Raw genomic sequence first — 20,544 nt, 5'->3', positions numbered from 1 at the left:
CCGTCCCCGCCGAACGGTCCCGTGACATCCCCCGCATGAGCGATGATCATCCCCTCTGAGCGGGCCCGGCGGCAGAGGTCCGGGACATGTCGAAAGGGCACACCGAATGGCGCGGCGGCACCCCGGGCGGGACGACCACACGAGCGGCACCGGGGACGGGTCCCCGCACGGCACCGGAGACGGCACCCCAGGCCCGGCCGAGGCCGCACCGCCCGCCGGCGGCACCGGCATCGCCCGGCGCCGGTTCCTCGGCTACGTGCTCGCCGCGCCCACCCTCACCGTGGCCGCCCAGCTCGGCGCCGAGGCCCTCGTGCCCCGGCAGGCGGAAGCCGCCGTCCCGGCGCTCGTGCCGTCGCTGCCCGGCCCGGCCGAACTCCTCGACCTGAACGAGCTGCTGACCCTCGCGGCGCTGCCCACCGGCAACCTCATCACGATCCGGATCGACGCCGACGGCACGGCCCACTTCGCCCTGCCCCGCGCCGAGGTCGGCCAGGGCGTCACCACCTCCAGCGCCATGATCGTCGCCGAGGAGCTCGACCTCCCCCTCGACAGGGTGAAGGTCACCCTCGCCGACGCCCGGCCCGAACTCCTCTTCAACCAGCTGACCGGCGGCTCCAACACCACGTACTCCACCTACACCCCGATCCGCGTCGCCGCCGCCGTCGCCCGGGGCCGCCTCCTGCACGCCGCCTCCCTCGTCCTCGGCCAGGCCGTCACCACCCTCACCACGAAGGCGGGCGCCGTCGTCTCCCCGGCCGGCGCGGTGCTCGGCTACGGCGAACTCGCCGCCAAGGCCGCCGCCCTCACCGACACCGCGGTCGAGGTGACCCTCAAGGACCCGGCCCGGTTCCGGGTCGTCGGCACCGGGCAACGACGGGTGGACGCCCTCGAAGCCGTCACCGGCCGCAAGAAGTTCGCGATGGACCTCCAGGTCCCGGACGCCCTGCCGACCATGGTGTGCCGCCCGCCCACCATCAACGGCACGGTCCGCTCCGTGGCCAACCTCGCCGCGGTCCGGGCCATGCCCGGCGTCACCGACGTCGCCACCGTCTCCACCGGCGTCGCCGTCCGCGCCCGCACCTTCGGCCAGTGCGTCGACGCCGTACGGGCGCTGGTCGTCACCTGGGGCCCCGGCACCGCCGAGGGCGCCTCCGACGCCACCGTCCTGGAGAAGCTGCGCCGCGCCGAACTTCCCCTGGTGGTCCCGGCCCTGCCGCTCCTGACCAAGGCCGTCGACGCCCGCTTCACCTTCCACTTCGCGAGCAACGCCGCCCTGGAGACCAACTGCGCCATCGCGGACGTGCGGCAGGACTCCGCGGAGATCTGGGCCTCGCTCAAGGCCCCGATCGTCGCCCAGGAGCAGATCGCCCTCAAGCTCGGCCTGCCGCCCTCCGCGGTCCGCGTCCACGTCACCGAGGGCGGCGGCTCCTTCGGCCGGAAGCTCTTCGCCGACGCCGCCCACGAGGCCGTCGAGATCTCCCGGGCCATGGGCAAGCCCGTCAAGCTGATGTGGCACCGCACCGACGACTTCCGCCAGGGCCGTACGCACCCGATGTCCACGTCACGGGTGCGCGCCACGTACGCGCTCGGCGAGGTACTCACCTACGAGCAGCGCCACACCTCCGTCGCCACCGACTTCGGGCACGGCATCGGCGAGGTGCTCACGGCGGAGGCGGCCCGGCTCCCGGTCGCCGACGCCACCTTCTCCGAGACGATGTTCCAGCTCACCCAGATCAGCCCCTACCACCTCGGCGTCACCACCCAGCTCCTCGCCGAGACCGACAAGGGCTTCAACACCGGGTCGATGCGGAACATCTACTCGCCCAACGTCCGCTGCGCCCAGGAACTCGTCATGGACGAACTGGCCCGGCGGATGGGCCAGGACGGGTACGCGCTGCGGCGCCGGCTGACGAAGGACGCCCGGGCCCGGGCCGTCCTCGACAAGGTCGCCGAGGTGGGGGAGTGGGGCCGGACCATGCGGGCCGGAACGGCCCAGGGCATCGCCGTCCACACCGAGTACCACTCCGCCGTCGCGATCCTCGCCGAGATCGACTGCCGGCCCGAGACCGTCGGACGGCAGGTCCCCAACGCCTGCACGGGACCGCGGGTGACCAAGGTGGTCTGCGCCGTCGACGTCGGTCTCGCGGTCAACCCGCGCGGTCTGGAGGCCCAGATGATGGGCGGCATCGCCGACGGCATCGCGATCACCCTGACCTCCGGCCTCCACCTGCGCGACGGGCACTTCCTCGAAGGCAGCTGGGACCAGTACTTCTACACCCGGCAGTGGAACACCCCGCCCGAGCTGGAGATCATCGTGATGCCCCCGACCGGCGACAAGCCGGGCGGCGCGGGCGAACTGGCCGTCGCCGGCGCCATGGCCGCCGTCGCCTGCGCGTACGGCCGGGCGACCGGCACGATGCCGACGGTCTTCCCCGTCAACCACGCCGAGCCGCTCGGCTTCACCCCCCTGCCGACCGTCCCGCCCGTCCCGGCCTCGCCGACCGACGGCCGCGACCGCGCCATCTGAGAGCTGGAGTCCCCGTGCCGCAGCACACCTTCATCCTGAACGGCAAGGCCGTCACCGCCGATGTCGAGGGCGACGTCCGGCTCCTGTGGGTCCTCCGGGACGTCCTCGGCGTCACCGGACCCAAGTACGGCTGCGGGGTCGGCGTCTGCCGGGCCTGTACGAGCCACCTCAACGGCAAGGCGTTCACGCCCTGTGCCGTACCCGTCGAGGACCTCGCCCCGACCGACGAGGTCACCACCATCGAGGGCCTCCCGGACACCGTGGGGAGCGAGCTGCACCCCATGCAGGACGCCTGGCTCGATCTCGACGTCGCCCAGTGCGGCTACTGCCAGCCGGGCCAGATCATGACCGCGGTGGCGACCGTCCGCCGGGCGCGGGAGGCCGGCCGGGAGGTCACCGAGGCCGATCTGGACGCCATCCGGAACATCTGCCGGTGCGGCACCTACCACCGCATCCGCCAGGCCGTCCTGGAGGGCGCCCGCCGGATGCCGTGACCCCGAGATGTCCGCCCTAGGACGAACCGGCCGTCCGCTTCTCCCGCACCGCGTCCAGGTACTCCGCCACCGCGTCACGGTTCCGGGTCAGGCAGCGGATCCGGTCGGTCATCCGGTCGCGTTCGTCCTCCAGTGCCGCCAGCATCTCCGGGGTCGCGTCGGGGAAGTGGATGATCCTCGGCTTGTTCAGGCACGGCAGGATCTGCTTGATGATCCGGGTCGGCAGACCGGCGTCGAGCAGACCCCGGATCTGCATCACCCGGTCCACGTTCGAAGCGTCGTAGACGCGGTAGCCGTTCGGCAGCCGGTCCGCGACGATGAGACCCTGCTCCTCGTAGTAGCGCAGAAGCCTGCGCGGTGTTCCGGTGCGCTCGGACAGCTCGCCGATCCGCATGGGAAGCCCCCTCCCGGGAATCGCTTGACCTTCACATCGATGTGAGGGTTCGAGCATACGGACATGAGCCACGACACGACCGCGGCGTCCGCTCCGGCCACCCGCGCACCCGCACACGACGAACACCACCCGCCCTCCGGCCGGTTGCCGCTCCCCGCCCTGCTCGCCCTCGCCACCGCCGTCTTCGTCACCAGCCTCACCGAGACCCTCCCGGCCGGCGTCCTGCCCGCCATGAGCGCCGGGCTCGGCGTCGGCGAGGCCGCGACGGGCCAGACGGTCACCGTCTACGCCCTCGGCACGGCCCTCACCGCCATCCCGCTGGCCGCCCGCACGGCCGCATGGCGCCGCAAGCGCCTGCTGCTCACCTCGGTCGCCGGCTTCGCCGCCGCCAACACCGTCACCGCCGCCTCCTCCTCGTACGCCCTGACCCTCGGTGCCCGGTTCCTCGCCGGAGTCGCCGCGGGCGTCGCCTGGGCCCTGCTCGCCGGCTACGCCCGCCGCCTCGCCCCCGCGCACCTCCAGGGCCGGGCCGTCGCCGTCGCGATGACCGGCATCCCGCTCGCGCTCTCCCTCGGCGTGCCGGCCGGCACCTTCCTCGGCGAGGCCGTCGGCTGGCGGACCGCCTTCACCGCGATGACCGTCATCGCCGCCGGACTCCTCGGCTGGATCGTCCTCGCCGTCCCCGACCTGCCCGGCGAACCGCGCGGCGCCCGCGCCCCGGCCGTCCGTACGCTCAGGGTCCCCGGCGTCCTGCCGGTCCTCGCCGTCACCTTCGCCCTCGTCCTGGCCCACACCGTGCTCTACACCTACGTCGCCGCCTACCTCGGCCACATCGGACTCGGCGGCTCCACCGGACTCGTCCTGCTCGTCTTCGGCGCCGCCTCGCTCGCCGGGATCTGGGTGACAGGCCGTCACATCGACCGCAGGCTCCGGCCCCTCACCCTCGCCGGAACGCTCCTCGTCGCCGCCGCGGCCGCCGCCCTCGCCGTACCGGCCGGGAGCACCGCCCTGGTCCTCCTCGCCGCCGCCCTGTGGGGGCTCGGCTGGGGCGGAGCGCCCACCCTGCTGCAGACGGCCGTCGCCGACGCGGGCGGAGACGCCGCCGACACCGCCCAGACGATGCTGGTCAGCCTCTGGAACGCCGCCATGGCGGCCGGCGGCCTCGCGGGCGGTCTCCTCCTGGACCTCCTCGGGGCGGGCGCCCTGCCCTGGAGCGTCCTCCTCCTGCTCGTCCCGGTGGTGGCCGTCGTGGCGGGCGCCCGCGCCCACGGCTTCCCCGTCCGCCGCCGTGCCGCCTGAGCGCGGCCCGGCGGAACGGAGACAGGCCCCCACCGTCCGACGGTGGGGGCCTGTGCTGCGCGGGGAACCGGTCAGACGGCCGGCGGGACGCGGGGCGGGCGGCCCGTGCCGCGCGTCAGCACGTAACCGCCGATGCCGGCGAGCGCGGCGAGGATGCCGCCCGCGGCCGTCCACAGCCAGCGGTCCGACCACCAGCCGGAGGACCAGCCGTCCTCCGGGGCCGCCGCGTCGACCGCGGTGCGCCGGCCGGCGTCCTCGTCCGCCTTCGCCCGGTCGGCGGTGGTCGCCCCCGGCACCAGCGGCGCGCCCAGCGATCCGTCGGTGGCGTAGGCGCCGCCCTTGTCGAGGGTGTCGACCCCGACCCGGGCCGTGAACGGCTGGCCGAGGTCCTCGTCGGGCAGCCCGGTGACGGTGAGCCGGACGTAGTAGCTGCCGGGCAGCGGGTCGTTCGCCCAGGCGTCGGCCGAGGCCCTGACCGGGCGCAGCACACAGGCCAGCTCCGCGGTCGCGGCGTCCTTCGCCGCCGTACGGGACTGCGTCCCGTACATGCACGGCTGCCGCCGCCGCAGCCCGTCGTACACGTCGATCCGCCAGGTGGCGGCTCCGTGGCGCAGGGCGGCGTCCGGCAGCGTCACCGTCGCCCGGACGGTCGGCCGCTGCCCGGTGTCGGCGGGGAACACCCAGTACAGGTAGTCACCCGTGGCGGCCTGCGCGGTGGCCTGCTGCCCCGGGAGGAACCGGGCGGCGGTGCGGAAGGTGGTCCCGGCCTCCGTCGGCCCGGCGTCCGGAACCGCGCTCGCGCTCGGGTCCGCCGTGGCGGAGGGGGAGTCGGCCAGGGCGGCCGGACCCGCGAGACCGAGCAGAGCGGCGCCCGCGAGCGCGGCCGTGGCGAGCATGCGTACGGTACGCATCAGTGGGTCCTCCAGACAGCGACGCGCCAGCGGGACAGCCAGCCCCAGACCAGACCGGCCAGGAAGCCGACGAGCACCAGCGCGCCGAGCAGCCACCAGCCGCGGCCGAGACCGAACGAGGCCACGTCCGACGCGGTCGAGGGGCCGTCGACGACGTCCACCGTCAGTTCGATGGGCATGCCCGGCGTCGTCTTCACCGACGGGGGCGCGGAGAAGGAGTTGCTGACCTGCAGACAGACGGTCTCTGCCGCCGGCTTGGCGTCCCCGGGGCCGTCGTCGAGGTCCGGCTTCGGATAGCGCAGGCCCGTCGAGACGACGTCCGTCCGCCCGTCGCCCGCCTCGGAGCCGCGGACGATCTCCCGGCCGTGGAGCGTGACGGCGCGCAGCAGCACGCCGTAGTCGTTGTTGACGGCCCGGTCGGCGGACACGCTGACGGAGGCGCGCAGTTCCTGGCCGGGCAGCAGGTCCACCCGGTACCAGCGGTGCTCGCCGAAGGACTCGCGGTCCGTGTACAGCCCGGGCTGGAGCTGCGGCGCGTCGGGGCAGCGCAGCGCGCCCCGGGTGGCCACCGGCGTGACGACCGGGTCGGCCGCGCGGTCGACGAGCTGGCGGACCCGGCGGGAGAGGTCCTCGGTGCGGTGGATGGAGGTGTACGTGCCTCCGGTCGCCTCCGCGATGCAGGTGAGCTGCTGCCGCGTCTTGGCGTCCGGCACCAGGCCCAGGGTGTCGATGACGAGGTGGATGCCCTTCGCCGCGATCTCGCGGGCCACCTGGCACGGGTCCAGCGGGGCGCAGGTGTCCTCGCCGTCCGTGATGAGCACGATCCGCTTGGTCGCCCCGTCGTCGCCGAGGTCGTCGGCGGCGCCCAGCAGCGCCGGGCCGATCGGGGTCCAGCCCGTCGGGGCCAGGGTGGCCACCGCGGTCTTGGCCTCGGTCCGGTCGAGCGGCCCGACCGGGTACAGCTGGCGGGTGTCCTTGCAGCCCCGCTTGCGGTCCTGTCCGGGGTAGTCGGCGCCGAGGGTGCGGATGCCGAGCCGGACCTCCTCGGGCACCGCGTCCAGGACCTCGTTGAACGCCTGCTTGGCCGCCGCCATCCGGGACTTGCCGTCGATGTCCTTGGCCCGCATGGAGCCGCTGACGTCGAGGACCAGTTCGACCTTGGGGGATTCCTTCGCCGGCTCGTCGGCGGCCGCGCCCGTCGGCAGGAGCGCGACGCTCAGGGCGGCGAGCAGCGCGCAGGCCCCGGTCGCCAGCCGTTTTCTCGTGATCATCGCCGGATCGTATTGATGATTCTCCGACAAACCCAAATCACGTCTGGCTGTTGAGGAATCCTATGAGGCAGGCGCCCCACCAACCGGCCTGGCTGACGGTCGCCGCCAGGCCCGAGAGGACCAGCAGGCGGCGGGGCACGGAGGTGGAGCGGTGGGCCTCCAGGAGCTGGCCGAGCCGGTGCGCCCAGAGCCCGTTGACGGTGACGGCGACGACGAGGCCCAGCTTGACCAGGGTGAGCGGGGAGTGGAGGTCGGGGCGGAGGAAGAGCCCGGAGACCACGAGCCCGCCGAGACCGACCCAGATGGGGGTCTGGAGCGCGACGGCCGTGTCGAGGACGCCGCCGAGCGGACGCTTCCCCGTCAGCCACAGCACGGCGAACCAGTCGACGGCCAGTACCGAGCCCAGCCCGACGACGAGGAAGGCGACGTGCAGGAAGCGTGCCACCGTCAGCAGAGAGGCGTCCGCGTGGACGTGACCGGCGGTCCAGCAGGCGGCCGCGATGGCGGTGGTGGCGGCGAGCCCGAGGGCGGTGAGGAGCCAGGGAGGGGTGAGCTCCTGCGCGGATCTGGGCATGCGGTGATCTTCCGGACGTAACGACGGCAAAGTTAGGTAAGGCGAAGCTAAGTGTTGCCTGTGTGCACGTCAAGTGGATGTGTTGTACATCCCAGATGATGGAGCGGGGCGCCCGGCCGTCACCGGTGCTCGGGGTTCGGGGGTCGCGGGTGAACGGCTGGGACTCGGTGGCGGCCCGGTCCGGCGGTGACTTCCGCCACGGATCGGGCGCGTGTTCGAAGGGGTGCTTGATAATGATCACGGCGCGGTGGGGGTGAAGCACGGCGGTGCGACAACCCGGCAGGGCTGGAGCGCTGCTGAATCGAAGTACGGGGGATCGTATGGAACTGCTGGTTGCGTCAGGTGCTGTCGCGGCGCGTGAGGACAGGTTCGACTGGTTTTGCGAAACGGTGTCCACCGAAGTGATGCCCATCATGCTCAGTACCCGGCATGCGGCCGACTTCCGGGCGGGCATCACCTACCTGGATCTCGGCGTGGTGCGGCTGTCTGCTGTGGCTTCCTCGCCGGTGCTCTCGCGCCGTACCTCGGCTCACGTCCGGCGTGGCGATCCCGAGCACTTGCAGCTGGCGCTCATCACGCAAGGTGGCTTGCGCATCTCCCAGCGACGCAATGAATCGGTCGTCGCGGGAGGACTTGTGCTGACCGACACCTCACGGCCGAGCGAGGGGGAGTGCACCGGCGAGCAGATCGAGTCGGTGGTCCTGCAGATTCCCCGTCAGGCCCTGGCGCTGCGATCGGATCGTCTGGACCGCCTCCTCGCGCAGAGCCTGGCCGCAGACGAGGGGTCCGGGGCGATCCTCGCCGACTTCCTGAAGACGCTGCTCTCGTACGGCCCGCGCTGTCGTCCGGAGGAGCTGAACGGGATGGGTTCCGTCGCTCTCGAACTGGCCACCGCGTTCCTTGCGGGGCAGCTCGGTGACCCTGGCGAGGCGCCTGCCGAGGCCCGTGCGCAGGAGACACTGCAGCGGATCCACCGCTTCATCGAGAACAATCTCGGCGACCCCGGACTGACTCCCCAGATGATCGCTGACCGGCACAACATGTCCCTGCGGCATCTGTACAACCTCTACGCCGACCAGCCTCTGACCATCGCGGCCCACATCCGCCGAAGCCGGCTGGAGCGCGCCCGTGCCGACCTCGCATGCGGAGAACTGGGCAGCCAGCCCGTTCAAGTGATCGCGGCTCGCTGGGGTTTCCCCAGCCCCACCGGTTTCAGCCGGGCATTCCGCGAGGTCTACGGGATCACCCCTACCGAACACCGCACGTTCTCCCTGGGGGAGTAGCGGCACGCAGGGGACGGAAACCCTGCACGCCACGCACACCACCACGGACTGCGCGGGCCTACATTCTCCGCTGGAGACAGCGTCACAGTGTGAACGGAGCCACGGGACGACAATCCGGCGAGGCGCGTCGATTTCTCCGCGCGCCCTCGACAGTGGCAGCGGCCTGTGACAGCCGAGTCTCCATGCCTCTCGCTTTCCGCGAGGAGGTATCCGAGATCCATCTCATGGGGGAAAAATGAGCGTGCGCAAGAAGGTTGCCACCACCGTCGGGGCCGCTGCCCTGGCCTTCGCCGCGGTGCTGGGTTCCGCGGGTCAGTCGTTCGCCGGATCGAACGGCCAGCAGATCCACTTCCACGACACCAGCACCGTCGTCTACTCCATCCGCATCGAGGGCTACAACCAGAACGGCGAGTCGGTGTCGGGCTGCTTCCTCACGCCGAGCCGGGACACCTGGATCAGCGGCTGGTGGTGGAGGGGGGAGGCCAGGGTCACGTTCTACCGGAACAACTCCTGCTCGTTCGCCACGTATTACGGTGACACGATCGCGTCGGTGCCCATGGAGCAGAGCGGAGACTGGACGAGCGTCTACTCCTGACCGCCCCGTTGCGCGGCCGCGCCGGCCGTATGGACCCGGCCCAGGCGGGCGGCCTGGCTGTCGGTTTCGCCGGGACGGCGTGCGGCACACCGTACCGACGCAGGGGGTCGCGGACGGGTCCGTTGCTTACGGGCCTTGTCCGCGGCGACCCTGTCGGACTTCCGGCGGCTCTGCCCGGCCCGAGATCCCCTGTGAATGCGGGTACGCACCGGGTGGGGAATCTCGTCGATCGATCTGCCGGTGGTGACGCCCCGTCTGTCACCCACCCGTTGAATCGGTCAGCCAGAAACGTTGCGCGGCGGCTTGAGGCTGCTGAACGTGGCCCCGGCGACCAGGACCGCGACGCCGGCCAGGAGGGCGGCCGTGCTGGCTGCCGGGTGCAGGACGACAGCCCACGGCTGCGCGATGCCGCCGCCGCTCTTCCATCCTCCGACGGCGAGGACCAGCGGCACGGCGGTGAGGACCGGGGCTGCGATCCGCGCGCCGGTGAGCGGGTTGAGGATGAGTGCCAGGCCGAGGTAGAAGGCGGTGTTCCGGCCGATCGACAGGGCCACCGGCTCGGCGCCCGCGAAGTGTCCGAGGACGGCCATGCCCAGGGCGAGGGTCGCGCAGCCGACGGCGAGGGAGGTGTCGAAGCGGTGGACCGCCCGCACGGCGACCGATTCGGTGGCGCCCCGGGCACGGCCGGTGAAGGCGAGCCATGTCACGGCGGGGACGACGGTGATCAGCGCCGCGAGAAGGAAGTGCCCGGCCCCGCCCACCATCGCGGGGACAGGGATGAGGCTCTGTCCGAATGCCATGCCTGCGCCGGCCGTCACGGCGGTGACGGCGGCGAGGGTGGGCACGTCACGGGATGCGGCCCACCAGTTCACCGGCCTGCTCCTTCAGGGTTCAGGGTCGGCTTCTGGTCGCAGCCGGTGAGGGCGGCCCGGTTCGTGTCGTACCAGGCACGCTGACGATCGGAGGGCAGCGTGAGGACCATCCCGGCGAGTCTGGCGTCGTCGGGGGAGACCCGGCCCGGGACCGGTGTCGGAGGGGCATGGGTGGCGATGCCGGTCAGCCATGCGGTGAGCGGTCCCCGTGCGGGGAACGCCGGGTACCTGTGACTGATTCGGGCGCACGTGGGGATGGGGGGCAGCAGGGTGTTGGCGAGGTTGACGGTGATGTCCTGCTCGCGTACCTGACCCCTGCCTCCGAAGCCGGCCTGTCCGGGCCTGAGGACACGGTTCTGGGTGAGGGAGGACGGCACGGGAAGGCCGGCGTCCTTCAGGCGTCCGCTGTAGGTGCGGGTGGCCGCGGCGATCCGGGCGCGTCCCGGAGTCTCGGGCCACAGGCACACTTCCGGGACGCCGGCGCTGTCGCAGACCAAAGCGTCGGGGTTCCGGTCGAGGACCGGGTCGTAGTCCATGTGCACGACCAGGAAGCCCGAGGCCACGGACGCGGCGACCAGGACGGTCACAGGCTTCCAGAGGCTGGACCGGGCGATCGCGAGGAGGCACGCGGTGATGATCCCGCCGGCGAACAGGAGTGGGGCCCACACGGCCATGGGGTCGATGACCGAGCCGACCGAGCAGCAGCTGTCGTAGGCGCCGGCCACGAGGTGGCGGGGCCACGGGGTGTCCCAGGATCCGGGGAACGCGGTCAGGCAGAACCCGGCGACCATCGCCAACGGTGCAGCCGCGAGCTGCGGAAGACGCCCGCCCAGGAGGTACCCGGCCAGCGTGGCGGCCGCCATCAGCAGCGCGTACACCACGAACATGCCCAGGTGGGAGAACGACGGAAGCGTTCCCGCGGCCGAGACCGCGACACCGACCGCGATGAGCATCCCGACAACGCCCATGGCCCACACCGGGACCAGAAGCGGCAGCGCGATGGCGAGGCGGCCGCGGGAGGGAGCCTGCCCGAAGACGTTGCCCCGGCGGAGGCGTGCGCTCTCCCACGCGCCGCTTGCCGCGCACGCGGCCGCGGCGAACGGGATCGTGTAGGAGGCGTTGCCGAGGACGGACGGCCCGTAACCGGGGACGGTGCCCATGGTGATCGGCTCCGACAGGAGCAGCAGGACGTAGCCGGCGAGGAGGACGAGCATGAGTCCGGCGGAGGACGACCGCAGGAGGGTGGTTGTACGCATCGGTCAGATCTCCCGTCCGACGAGTGTCGCGTAGGCGGCTTCGGCCTGCTCGCGCCCGCCGGTGGCGGTCGGTGCGAGGGCGTGGAAGTCGGCGGGGCTGCCCTGGAAGGAGATCTCGCCGTGGGCGAGGACGGCCACCTGCGTGTACAGGTCGGCGAGGTCTTCGGTCTGGTGCGTGGAGACGATCACCTGCACGCTGCCGGCGAGGTCGTCGACGAGCTTTCGGAACACCAGGCGCTGCGTGGGGTCGAGGCCGGCGGTCGGCTCGTCCATCAAGATCAGTTCACTGCGGTGGGTCAGTGCCCCCGCGATTCCCATGCGGCGGAGCTGCCCGCCGGACACCTGGTTGCTCTTTCGCTCGGCGAGGCGGGTGAGGTCGACGCGGCGCAGCGCGTCCTCGGACGCTCTCCACGCCGCGTCTTTCGGCATGCCTTTGAGCCAACCCGCGTAGGCGACCTGCTCGCGCACGGTCAGCCCGGGCATGGGATCGATCCGTTGCGGGATCCACGCGACGCGTTCGCGGTAGGCGGCCTGATGGCGGCCCTTCGCCGTGGCTCCGTCGAAGGTGACCGACCCGGAGGTGGGGGTCAGGTGCGAGGCGGCGATGCCCATCAGCGTGGACTTGCCGGCTCCGTTCGGTCCGAGGAGGACCGTCGCCTGCTCGTCGATCCGGAGACTGAACTCGTGGAAAACGGGTGTCTTGCTCCGGTATCGGAACGAAACATGATCAAAAACCAGATTCATGGAGGGATGCGCAATCCGCCACCCCACTTCCGGCGGGATGGCTTTGGTCATGGGACAGTGGACGGGAGAGGGTCCCGGTGCTGAATCCACCGGGACCCTCGTACTGCTAGTTCGACGACCGCACTACCAGGCGACCTTCACGTAGTCGACGGAGATGAACGTGCCGCTGGACACGTCCGTCAGCGCGAAGTAGTAGGTGCCCGCGTCGTCCGGGTCGCCGTAGTCCACCCACCCGCAGTAGTTCGTCCGGGTTCCCTTGGAGCGGTCCGGGGCGCCGGAGACGTCCTTCCACAGGCGCAGCCCGGCGAAGTTGAACCCGTCACCGCCGTCCGCTTCGCAGCCCTGGAAGTAGATGCCGGTGTAGTCCCAGGTGTCGTTGTTGTCCCACCAGCGACGCGACTCGTTACCGGCCCGCCAGGAGTTGATGTACGACTCGAACTGACCCTCGGCCGCGTGAGCCGGAACCACCGACACCGTACCCAGCAGCGCGGCGCCTGCCATCGCGCCGGCCCATGCCTTCAAACCGATCTTCACTTGATCCCTCTTCCGTGTGTGGTGCCGCCCCCACCGGGCGGCACTCTCGTGGGTCGGAAGCCGACCCCTGATCCGGCCTGCGGCTACCAGGCGACCTTGACGTAGTCGATGTCGATGTAGTCGCCGTTACCGACGTCCGCCAGCGCGAAGTAGTAGTTGCCCGGGTCGTCCGGGTCGCCGTAGTCGACCCACCCGCAGTAGTTGTCACGGGTGCCCTTGCTGCGGTCCGGAGCGCCGGATATGTCCTTCCACAGGCGCAGCGACGCGTAGTTGTAGCCCCGGTAGTCGTCGTCCGACCGGCAGCCCTGGAAGTAGATGCCGGTGTAGTCCCAGGTGTCGTTGTTGTCCCACCAGCGGCGGGACTCCGTCGGAGCCGTCCACCACGAGATGTGGGACTCGAACTGGCCTTCCGCGGTGACGCCCGCGTTCGCCGGCGTGATGCCGCCGATCCCGAGGAGCGCGACACCTGCCATCAGGCCGGCCACTTTCTTGCGCCGGGTGCTCATCAGATTCTCCTTTTCCTGCTCGTTCGCCCCGAGTGAGGGCATGCCGGAGAGAGGAGACGTTGTGCGCTGCCTCCCCCTGAGGCGCCCCGAACGCTAACTGCCGAGCACCCCATTTTGTAAAGGGGGATTTTTCTCTGGCTCAAATGAAACCCTCCCTTTCTCGCCCCGCTCGAGACAGGTCGTTTCCACAGCCCACCGCCCGGTTCACTGCTCGCCAACTCGCCGCAGTGTTGGCCGAGAACCGTCGCTTAGAGGGGAAGAATCCGCAATCAGGAGCGCCTGCGCCGAATGGATGCGTGACGGACGCAGAGCGGGTTTGACCAGCGGATGGGTGAGCACCTGGACAGCCGGTACAGCGCGCAGGGGGGGGAGCCGTACGGAGAGGCGGGTCGAACCTGCACGGAATATGGAGTGGCCGTGCATTGATCGCACATTGCGGCCACCTCCCGAAAGTGTCTAATCGAGTGCTGGCCCGTCATCAGCGGTGCGCCACGCCCAGGACCGCATTCCTGAAAATCAGGTCTGCTTCCGGTCCGTACAATCGGCGCCTTGGCGACGCGATTGACATCTCACCCATGCGCCCGATGTGGGCGAAAAGCAAGTTCGATCGTCCATATGAGGAGAGACTTCGTGCGCCTGAACGCCATCAAGACCGTCCGCCGCGTGCTGAGTGCCGCCGGCGGTGCCCTGCTCATCTCGATGGCCCTGCCCGCCTCACCCGCTTCCGCCGCCGACCTGTCCGAGTGGTACTGGCTGGCCAACTGGAACAGCGCCAAGTGCCTGGAGGTGGGCGGCTGGTCCACCGCCAACGGAGCCGGCGTCGACCAGTGGGCCTGCCACGACGGAAACAACCAGAAGTGGCTCGGGGTCCCCCACGGCGAGGGAAGGCTGATCTACAACGCCCACAGCGGCAAGTGCCTTGAGGTCAAGGGCTGGTCCACCGCCAACGGAGCCCAGATCGTTCAGTGGGACTGCCACGGTGGCGCCAACCAGCAGTGGAAGACCGACGTTCTGGGCGAAGGCGTCCTGCGCCTGATCAACGTGAACAGTGGCAAGTGCCTGGAGATCGGTGGCTGGCGCACCGACGACGGCGCCCCGGCCACCCAGTGGGACTGCCACGGCGGTGACAACCAGGTCTGGGCCTAGTCCACCACTCCCGAACGAGAGGCGTCCTGGGCCAGCGACGATGACGAGGCCCACACCATGGTGCGCCTCATGCTCGAGGAGGTCGCCACCAGGTCCATGCGGGCACGCGGGTGCATGGACGGGGGTGTGCCGATGGGTGCGTACGGGGCAATCCGAGGTGCAGTCGGTGCCGAGGCCACCGACGCTTGGGGCAACGACGCCTGACGAGCCGAGGAGGGATCGTGACACCGCTGGCCCGGATTCCGTTGGCGGGCGGGGGCAGCATCCTCGTCGAAGGGTCGGGGCTGCCGACCGGCCCCGTGCAGGCTGGTCGCTTCGGTGATGCCGTGCACGACCTGCCGGGAAGTCTGCAGGCGGCACTGGAGCCGGTCACCGAGGCGGCGCGCGCCACGCTCGAACAGTTGCGCAAGGCCCGGCCCGACCAGATCACCGTCGAGTTCGGCCTCGACCTGGCGGTCGAGGCCGGGGCCGTGATCACCAAGAGCCAGGCGATGTGTCACCTGAAGGTGACCATGTCGTGGATGCGGGCGGTTCCGGACGAGAGTGGGGGCCGATCGGTGAACGGGGCCGGGCAGTGAAGGGCGCCGGGCAGTCGGACCTGCCCCGTGCCGTGACGCAGATCATCGACCCGGACGGCCGGGTGGCCGGGGCCGGATTCTTGGTGGCCGAGGACGTCCTGGTCACCTGCGCACACGTCGTCCGAGCGGCGGGAAGCGGCCCGGGTGGCAGCGTGCGGCTGGCGTTCCCCCACGTGGAAGGCGCCCCCCAGGCCGAGGGGCGGGTCCTCGAAGGGGCGTGGCGTGCCCCGGAGGCCGAGGACGTGGCGTTCGTACGGCTGAGCGGTACCGTTCCGCGCGTGGCTGCGCTGCCACTGGGCTCCGCGGCCGGGTGCCGGGGCCACGCGGTGCGCTCGTTCGGGTTCCCCGCCCAGGCCCCGCCGGACGGACACTTCGGCTTCGGCGTGGCCGGCGAGCTGCTGCCGGCGACCGAGAGCCGGGGCGCGCATCTGCAGTTGACCGCCGCCAACGACCTCACCACCGGCTTCAGCGGTGGGCCGGTGCTGGACGAGGTGACCGGCCTGGTCATCGGCATGCTGACGGAGATCACGGCCCCCGACGAACACGAACGGGGGCAGGGCATCGCGTACGTCACTCCCACGCAGGTCCTCAGGGAGGTCCTGCCGACGCTGGCCGAGCAGGATTTGTGCCCGTACCAGGGGCTGGAGTCGTTCACCGCCGAACGGGCCCGGTGGTTCGAGGGCCGCAGAGAAGCGGTGCGGCAGGTGGTGGCCAACCTGGCCGGCGGGCGTCGGCTCACCCTGCTGCTCGGGCCTTCCGGCTCGGGCAAGTCCTCCCTGGTGCAGGCCGGTGTGCTGCGGGCGCTGGCGGCGGGCGCTCTACCGGGCAGTGACCGGTGGCTGCCCGTGATCGTCCGGCCGCGTCAGGACCTGATGGCCGAGATGGAACGAGCGGGACTGCCCGGCGTCGCCACGGACGGCATCGCCGCGGCGGTGGGCAGCAGACTGGCCGCCGAGCCCGATCGGGATCGCGTCCTGCTGGTCGTCGACCAGTTCGAGGAACTCCTCACCGGACCTGCGGCAGGGGGACAGGAAGGCCGTACGCTGGTCGCCGCTGTCGCGGACCGGATCGCACAGGCGGCCGGCTCACCGGCCCCGCTGTCCGTCGTGCTGATCATGCGTGACGACTTCTACCCCCAACTGGCCGCCGTGGCCCCCCGGCTGCTCGAAGCCTCGATGCCGGGACTGCTCAACGTACAGGGCACCCTGAGCGAGGAGGACCTGCACGACATCATCGTCCCTCCTGCCCAGGACGTGGGACTGCACTTCCAGCCGGGCCTGCCCGAGCAGATGATCGCCGACGTCCTGGCCGAGAGCCCCGAGGAGGCGGCCGCGAGCCGCCGGGCACCAGCCACCGTGCTGCCCATGCTGGAGCTCGCGCTCAGTCAGCTGTGGCTCCGGCGCGAGGACGGCTACCTCACCCACGAGGCGTACCGGCGCATCGGAGCGGTCACCGGAAGCCTCGCCACGTGGTGCGACACCGCCCTCAACCAGCTGCCGCCAGAACAACGGCCCGTTGCGCAGGGCATCCTGACCGCTCTGGTCCACCCGGCCGACCCGGCCCGCCGCGTTCCCGCCGTTCGTGCGCAGGTTCCGCTCGACGAACTCCGAGAGCTGGTGGCGGGTGGCGGCGGAGCGGACGGGGGCGGGGGCGGTCGCGCAGAGGGCGGCCCTCGCGGTGGCGACCACGTCGTGGACCAGGTCATCGCCGGCCTCGCGCACCATCGCATCATCACAACCCATCGCCTGGACGCCCCGACCGGGCAGGCGGTGGCCGAACTCGTCCATGACTCCCTCATCCGCGACTGGGGCACCCTTCGGGAGTGGGTCGGTCAGGACCACCGTTTCCAGGAGTGGCTCGACCGGACACGGGAACGCCGTGCCCGCTGGGCCGCGCAGCGCGACCCGGGGGACCTCCTTGCCGGGACGGCGCTGGCCGAGGGCCTGGAATGGTCGCGGCAACGCCATCTGCCGGGCCACATCACAGCTTTCCTCACTGCCAGCAAGCAGCGTCAGCAAGCCGTGATCCGGCGCAGCAGGCGCCTCAACGGCATCCTCGCCGGACTGCTCGTCCTCGCGCTCGTCGCCGCGGGCGGCGCCCTGTGGCAGTGGCGGACAGCGGTCGGGCGACAGCAGGCGGCCCTGTCCCGGCAGCTCGCCACCCGGTCCGACACGCTGAGCGACACGAACCCCGAGCTCTCCGCCCTGCTGGCCATCCAGGCATATCGCACCAGCCCGACGCCCGAGTCCCTCGCCAGCGTGCGATCCTCCGCCACCCTCCCGCTGCACCGCCGCTGGTCCGGCCACACCAACCTGGTCAATTCCCTGGCGTTCAGTCCGGACGGCCACACCCTCGCCAGCGGCGGCAGCGACAAGACCGTACGGCTCTGGGACGTGGCCACCGGCAGGACCCGCGCTGTTCTCAAGGGCCACACCGAAACGGTGACGGCCGTGGCGGCCAGTCCCGACGGCAGTACCTTCGCCACCGGCAGTCTGGACGGCACCGTACGGCTGTGGGACGCCGGGACCGGCAGGCTGCGCACCATCCTGCCCAGGCAGTCCGACGACGTCTGGGCGGTGGCGTTCAGCCCCGACGGCAGCACCCTCGCCGTCTGTGACGGCGACAAGAAGGCGAGGCTGTGGGAGCTGGGCACCGGCAAGGTCCGCGCCACCCTCGAGGGACACATCGACCAGGTGGTGTCGATCGCCTTCAGCCGGGACGGCCGCACCGCAGTCACCGGCAGCTGGGACCGGACCGCGCGCATCTGGGACGCCACTACCGGGCAGTACCGCAGAAAGCTGGAGGGGCAGTCCGCGGCGTTGCAGTCGGTGGCACTCAGCCGGGACGGCCGTACGCTCGCCACCGGCAGCTGGGACGGCACGGCATGGCTGTGGGACGCCGAGACGGGCAAGCCGCGCCTTTCGCTGAGCGGGCACTCCGATGTGGTGTATTCGGTGGCGTTCAGCCCCGATGGCCGCACCCTCGCCACCGGCAGCGTCGACCACACGGCGCGGCTGTGGGACGTGGACACCGGTGCGACCCGCGACAAGTTGGCAGGGCACACCAACATGGTCTACGCGGTCGCCTTCAGTCCGGACGGCCGGACCCTCGCCACCGGAAGCCGCGACGAGACCGTACGACTGTGGGACGTCGCCCGTGCGATCCGGACGACCCTGGTGGGGCACGTCAACCAGGTGACCGCCGTGGCGTTCCGTCCCGACGGCCGCATCCTCGCCACGGCCGGCGCCGACTTCACCGTGCGTTTGTGGAACATGCCCGCCGGCACGATGCGCACCGTCTTGAAGGGCCACACCCAGGGGGTGAACGCTGTCGCGTTCAGCCCGGACGGCCAGACCCTCGCCACCGGCGGCGCCGACAAGACGGTACGACTGTGGGACGTGGCCACCGGGAAGGAGCGCTCACAGCTGCTCGGCCATCAAGGCGGGGTGAACTCCGTGGCGTTCAGCTCGGACCGCCGTACTCTCGCCACGGGCAGCAGCGACAAGACAGCGCGGTTGTGGGACCTGGCCACCGGCAAGGAGCGTGCCGCCCTGCGCGGCCACGACGAGCAGGTGTACGGCGTGGCGTTCAGTCCCGACGGCCGTACGCTCGCCACCGCGGGCGGGGACTTCACGGCGCGGTTGTGGGACGTGGACACCGGCAGGGAGCGCACCGTCCTGCGCGGACACACCGACCAGGTCGAGTCGGTGGCGTTCAGCCCTGACGGCCGAACCCTCGCCACCGGAAGTCTCGACTACACCGCCCGGGTGTGGGACGCGAACACCGGCAAGACCCGCAAGACCCTGCTCGGGCACTACGACGGGGTGGTCTCCGCTGTCTTCAGCCCTGACGGCCGGACTCTCGCCACCGGCGGCATCGACTCGTCCGCGATGCTGTGGGACGTGGCCGCCGGGAAGTCCCGCACCACCTTGTGGGGGCACTTCAACGCGCTGACCTCCGTGGCCTTCAGCCCCGACGGCCGCACCCTCGCCACCGGCAGCGCGGACCGGACGGCCCGGCTGTGGGACGTCCACCTCGTCCCGGCCGGTGAAGCCATCGAGAAGATCTGCCGCACGGTCGGCCGCGACCTCACCCCCGCGGAGCGCACGGCGTACCTGCCGGGGCGGTCCACCGGCCCCGTGTGCGACTGAGCGCCGCACCACGGTCCCGGGGTGGCGGTACGGGACGCGACGGTCACCGCCCGGGCGGGGAGCTCGGCTGCGACGGTACGGCCGATGTCGTGGGCGTCGCGCGGACCGACGGCCGTCCGGGCACACTCTCAGGACGACCCGCGGGCGATCCGCAGCTCCGTCAGGAGCGCCTCGCCCGGGCCGAGGTCCGTCCAGGTGCCGTGGCAGGTCAGGACGGCGAGCGCGCAGGTCGGGAACTTGGTCCGTACACGCTCCAGGGCCGTCCCGACCGAACCGCCCGCGAGCAGCGTGATCAGGTCTTCCAAGCCCGGGCTGTGCCCGACGATCAGCAGGGTGCCGACCTCGTCGGGCACGTCGTGGAGGACGTCGAGGAGGTCCTGTTCGTCCGCCCCGTACAGCCGCGGATCATGACGGGTCGCGACAGGGCGCTCCAGTTCCGCGGCGGCCAGCTCCCACGTCTCGCGGGCCCGCCGGGCCGGGGAGCACAGCACCAGATCGGGCAGCCCGCCGGTCTCCGCCAGGAAGCGCCCGGCCGCCGGGGCGTCGCGCAGGCCGCGCGGGCCGAGAGGGCGGTCCCGGTCGGGTACGCCCTCGGGCCAGGCGCTCTTGGCGTGTCTCAGGACGAACAGCCGGTGCGGCCCGGTGTCGCCGGACCCGGTGGACGCGGGAGTCCCGGCGGGATCGGGGGTCTCGGTGGACGGTGGCACGTTCCTGAGCGTAGGGGGTGGGGCCGCTGTCGGCCATGGACGCTACGGATACGTCCGTACGTCGTCGTTGTAGTCGCGAGCCCGGTTCCGTACGAGATCGGGCAGTGCGTCCGCCGCCAGGTCGGCGAGGGTCGTGCTCTCCAGGACCTGGCGCAGGCTTGTTCGCACGGCACGCCACACGTCCGGCATGGAAGCCGCCGCGCCCTGGTACTCCAGGCCCGTCAGTTTCAGGTCGCGCACACTGACGAGCGGTCCGTCCATCGCTCTGATGACGTCGGCGAGGGTGATCTCCGCGGGCGGCCGGGTGAGGCTGTATCCACCATCGGGGCCGCGCACGCTCCGTACCAGGCGTCCCTGTCGCAACTCGCTGAGCACGACGAAGAGGAAGCGGACGGGGATGTCCTGGCGCCCGGCGATGTCCTCGGCCTTGAGGGGCCGGTCCGGGGAGCAGGCCAACTCCGCCATGGCCCGGATGGCGTAGTCCGTTCGTGCTGAGATCCTCACGCACTCAATGTCTCACGAGTGACGGGAACCTGACCTGCGGCGGCGTGTTCCGTACTCGTCAACGGCGATCCGGCGCGGCGTTGTTGTCCTGAAGCGGCATTGTCAGTTCACTTTGTTCATCGACATAGTGAACATTGGCCCTGCAGTGCCCGCCCCTGGTTCGGAGGTCTCCGTGGTGCCCGTCGTTTCCCCGTCTTC

19 protein-coding genes are annotated in these 20,544 nt (G+C 71.4%); 8 read left to right on the top strand and 11 right to left on the bottom strand.

The annotated features are described in order from the left end of the window. Nucleotides 1-106 precede the first annotated feature (106 nt). Both ACFVZH_RS17505 and ACFVZH_RS17500 read left to right on the top strand, forming a co-directional pair. Complete coding sequence (locus tag ACFVZH_RS17505) at nt 107-2,527, top strand: molybdopterin cofactor-binding domain-containing protein (RefSeq protein ID WP_384898158.1); 2,421 nt, start codon at nt 107-109, stop codon at nt 2,525-2,527. A 14-nt stretch (nt 2,528-2,541) separates the two neighbouring features. Then, nucleotides 2,542-3,021 (top strand): (2Fe-2S)-binding protein, encoded by a 480-nt coding sequence (locus ACFVZH_RS17500; protein WP_384898156.1) that lies wholly within the window; start codon nt 2,542-2,544, stop codon nt 3,019-3,021. A 16-nt stretch (nt 3,022-3,037) separates the two neighbouring features. Here ACFVZH_RS17500 and ACFVZH_RS17495 read toward each other — a convergent pair whose 3' ends face one another. After that, nucleotides 3,038-3,415 carry a MerR family transcriptional regulator gene (locus tag ACFVZH_RS17495; RefSeq protein ID WP_384898154.1) on the bottom strand — a complete coding sequence of 126 codons (378 nt, stop codon included), beginning with the start codon at nt 3,413-3,415 and terminating at the stop codon, nt 3,038-3,040. Between the two features lie 63 nt (nt 3,416-3,478). Here ACFVZH_RS17495 and ACFVZH_RS17490 point away from each other — a divergent pair, with 63 nt between their 5' ends. Continuing rightward, nucleotides 3,479-4,714 carry an MFS transporter gene (locus ACFVZH_RS17490; RefSeq protein WP_384898153.1) on the top strand — a complete coding sequence of 412 codons (1,236 nt, stop codon included), beginning with the start codon at nt 3,479-3,481 and terminating at the stop codon, nt 4,712-4,714. 71 nt (nt 4,715-4,785) lie between these two features. On the opposite strand, the gene ACFVZH_RS17485 is transcribed toward ACFVZH_RS17490, so the two are convergent. The 3 genes from ACFVZH_RS17485 to ACFVZH_RS17475 are packed head-to-tail and all read right to left on the bottom strand — an operon-like array spanning nt 4,786 to nt 7,470. Further along, nucleotides 4,786-5,625 (bottom strand): hypothetical protein, encoded by an 840-nt coding sequence (locus tag ACFVZH_RS17485; protein WP_384898151.1) that lies wholly within the window; start codon nt 5,623-5,625, stop codon nt 4,786-4,788. Further along, nucleotides 5,625-6,896 (bottom strand): VWA domain-containing protein, encoded by a 1,272-nt coding sequence (locus ACFVZH_RS17480; RefSeq protein ID WP_384898149.1) that lies wholly within the window; start codon nt 6,894-6,896, stop codon nt 5,625-5,627. The genes ACFVZH_RS17485 and ACFVZH_RS17480 overlap by 1 nt, the downstream gene beginning before the upstream one ends. A gap of 37 nt (nt 6,897-6,933) precedes the next feature. Continuing rightward, entirely contained in the window at nt 6,934-7,470 is a 537-nt protein-coding gene (locus ACFVZH_RS17475) for a hypothetical protein (RefSeq protein ID WP_384898147.1), read from the bottom strand. A gap of 320 nt (nt 7,471-7,790) precedes the next feature. Here ACFVZH_RS17475 and ACFVZH_RS17470 point away from each other — a divergent pair, with 320 nt between their 5' ends. Together ACFVZH_RS17470 and ACFVZH_RS17465 are read left to right on the top strand one after the other, a co-directional pair. Then, the gene (locus tag ACFVZH_RS17470) at nt 7,791-8,753 is read left to right on the top strand and encodes a helix-turn-helix domain-containing protein (RefSeq protein WP_384898145.1); all 963 of its coding nucleotides are present in this window, start codon (nt 7,791-7,793) and stop codon (nt 8,751-8,753) included. Nucleotides 8,754-8,988: 235 nt separating this feature from the next. Next, the gene (locus ACFVZH_RS17465; protein WP_384898143.1) at nt 8,989-9,348 is read left to right on the top strand and encodes a hypothetical protein; all 360 of its coding nucleotides are present in this window, start codon (nt 8,989-8,991) and stop codon (nt 9,346-9,348) included. Between the two features lie 278 nt (nt 9,349-9,626). Here ACFVZH_RS17465 and ACFVZH_RS17460 read toward each other — a convergent pair whose 3' ends face one another. The 5 genes from ACFVZH_RS17460 to ACFVZH_RS17440 form a co-directional block, all read right to left on the bottom strand. Then, a complete protein-coding gene (locus ACFVZH_RS17460) occupies nt 9,627-10,220 on the bottom strand; it encodes a hypothetical protein (protein ID WP_384898141.1) in 594 nt (197 codons plus the stop codon). Continuing rightward, the gene (locus tag ACFVZH_RS17455) at nt 10,217-11,476 is read right to left on the bottom strand and encodes a hypothetical protein (RefSeq protein ID WP_384898139.1); all 1,260 of its coding nucleotides are present in this window, start codon (nt 11,474-11,476) and stop codon (nt 10,217-10,219) included. Before ACFVZH_RS17455 ends, ACFVZH_RS17460 begins: the two co-directional genes overlap by 4 nt. Nucleotides 11,477-11,479: 3 nt before the next feature. Next, complete coding sequence (locus tag ACFVZH_RS17450) at nt 11,480-12,271, bottom strand: ATP-binding cassette domain-containing protein (RefSeq protein WP_384898138.1); 792 nt, start codon at nt 12,269-12,271, stop codon at nt 11,480-11,482. 72 nt (nt 12,272-12,343) lie between these two features. Further along, nucleotides 12,344-12,754, bottom strand: coding sequence for a hypothetical protein (locus tag ACFVZH_RS17445; protein ID WP_384898136.1), 411 nt, complete (start codon nt 12,752-12,754; stop codon nt 12,344-12,346). Between the two features lie 83 nt (nt 12,755-12,837). Then, nucleotides 12,838-13,260, bottom strand: a complete 423-nt coding sequence (locus tag ACFVZH_RS17440) for a hypothetical protein (RefSeq protein ID WP_384898135.1) — start codon at nt 13,258-13,260, stop codon at nt 12,838-12,840. A 630-nt stretch (nt 13,261-13,890) separates the two neighbouring features. Between ACFVZH_RS17440 and ACFVZH_RS17435 the strand changes: the two genes are divergently transcribed. From ACFVZH_RS17435 to ACFVZH_RS17425, 3 genes are all read left to right on the top strand, one after another. After that, on the top strand, nt 13,891-14,406 hold the full coding sequence (locus ACFVZH_RS17435) for an RICIN domain-containing protein (protein WP_384898133.1): 516 nt from the start codon (nt 13,891-13,893) through the stop codon (nt 14,404-14,406). Nucleotides 14,407-14,627: 221 nt separating this feature from the next. Then, nucleotides 14,628-14,984 (top strand): CU044_2847 family protein, encoded by a 357-nt coding sequence (locus ACFVZH_RS17430; RefSeq protein WP_384898131.1) that lies wholly within the window; start codon nt 14,628-14,630, stop codon nt 14,982-14,984. Between the two features lie 32 nt (nt 14,985-15,016). Further along, on the top strand, nt 15,017-19,135 hold the full coding sequence (locus ACFVZH_RS17425) for a trypsin-like peptidase domain-containing protein (RefSeq protein ID WP_384898129.1): 4,119 nt from the start codon (nt 15,017-15,019) through the stop codon (nt 19,133-19,135). Between the two features lie 128 nt (nt 19,136-19,263). Here the strand turns inward: ACFVZH_RS17425 and ACFVZH_RS17420 are convergent, their stop codons facing one another. Both ACFVZH_RS17420 and ACFVZH_RS17415 read right to left on the bottom strand, forming a co-directional pair. Beyond that, nucleotides 19,264-19,842 carry a SixA phosphatase family protein gene (locus ACFVZH_RS17420; RefSeq protein WP_384898127.1) on the bottom strand — a complete coding sequence of 193 codons (579 nt, stop codon included), beginning with the start codon at nt 19,840-19,842 and terminating at the stop codon, nt 19,264-19,266. A 42-nt stretch (nt 19,843-19,884) separates the two neighbouring features. Beyond that, nucleotides 19,885-20,346: an RrF2 family transcriptional regulator gene (locus tag ACFVZH_RS17415; protein WP_384898125.1), complete on the bottom strand. Its 462-nt coding sequence runs from the start codon at nt 20,344-20,346 to the stop codon at nt 19,885-19,887. Nucleotides 20,347-20,544 lie beyond the last annotated feature (198 nt).

Origin of the sequence: Streptomyces sp. NPDC059534 (genome assembly GCF_042743475.1) — a bacterium.
Taxonomy (GTDB): Bacteria; Actinomycetota; Actinomycetes; order Streptomycetales; family Streptomycetaceae; genus Streptomyces.
This window is presented reverse-complemented; position numbering and strand designations above follow the sequence as displayed.

Bases quoted from the DNA above. Each gene is read 5' to 3' on its own strand.
- ACFVZH_RS17465 (WP_384898143.1), top strand. From the start codon at position 8,989: ATGAGCGTGCGCAAGAAGGTTGCCACCACCGTCGGGGCCGCTGCCCTG.
- ACFVZH_RS17505 (WP_384898158.1), top strand. From the start codon at position 107: ATGGCGCGGCGGCACCCCGGGCGGGACGACCACACGAGCGGCACCGGG.
- ACFVZH_RS17440 (WP_384898135.1), bottom strand. From the start codon at position 13,260: ATGAGCACCCGGCGCAAGAAAGTGGCCGGCCTGATGGCAGGTGTCGCG.
- ACFVZH_RS17470 (WP_384898145.1), top strand. From the start codon at position 7,791: ATGGAACTGCTGGTTGCGTCAGGTGCTGTCGCGGCGCGTGAGGACAGG.
- ACFVZH_RS17495 (WP_384898154.1), bottom strand. From the start codon at position 3,415: ATGCGGATCGGCGAGCTGTCCGAGCGCACCGGAACACCGCGCAGGCTT.
- ACFVZH_RS17450 (WP_384898138.1), bottom strand. From the start codon at position 12,271: ATGACCAAAGCCATCCCGCCGGAAGTGGGGTGGCGGATTGCGCATCCC.
- ACFVZH_RS17490 (WP_384898153.1), top strand. From the start codon at position 3,479: ATGAGCCACGACACGACCGCGGCGTCCGCTCCGGCCACCCGCGCACCC.
- ACFVZH_RS17485 (WP_384898151.1), bottom strand. From the start codon at position 5,625: ATGCGTACCGTACGCATGCTCGCCACGGCCGCGCTCGCGGGCGCCGCT.
- ACFVZH_RS17475 (WP_384898147.1), bottom strand. From the start codon at position 7,470: ATGCCCAGATCCGCGCAGGAGCTCACCCCTCCCTGGCTCCTCACCGCC.
- ACFVZH_RS17455 (WP_384898139.1), bottom strand. From the start codon at position 11,476: ATGCGTACAACCACCCTCCTGCGGTCGTCCTCCGCCGGACTCATGCTC.
- ACFVZH_RS17480 (WP_384898149.1), bottom strand. From the start codon at position 6,896: ATGATCACGAGAAAACGGCTGGCGACCGGGGCCTGCGCGCTGCTCGCC.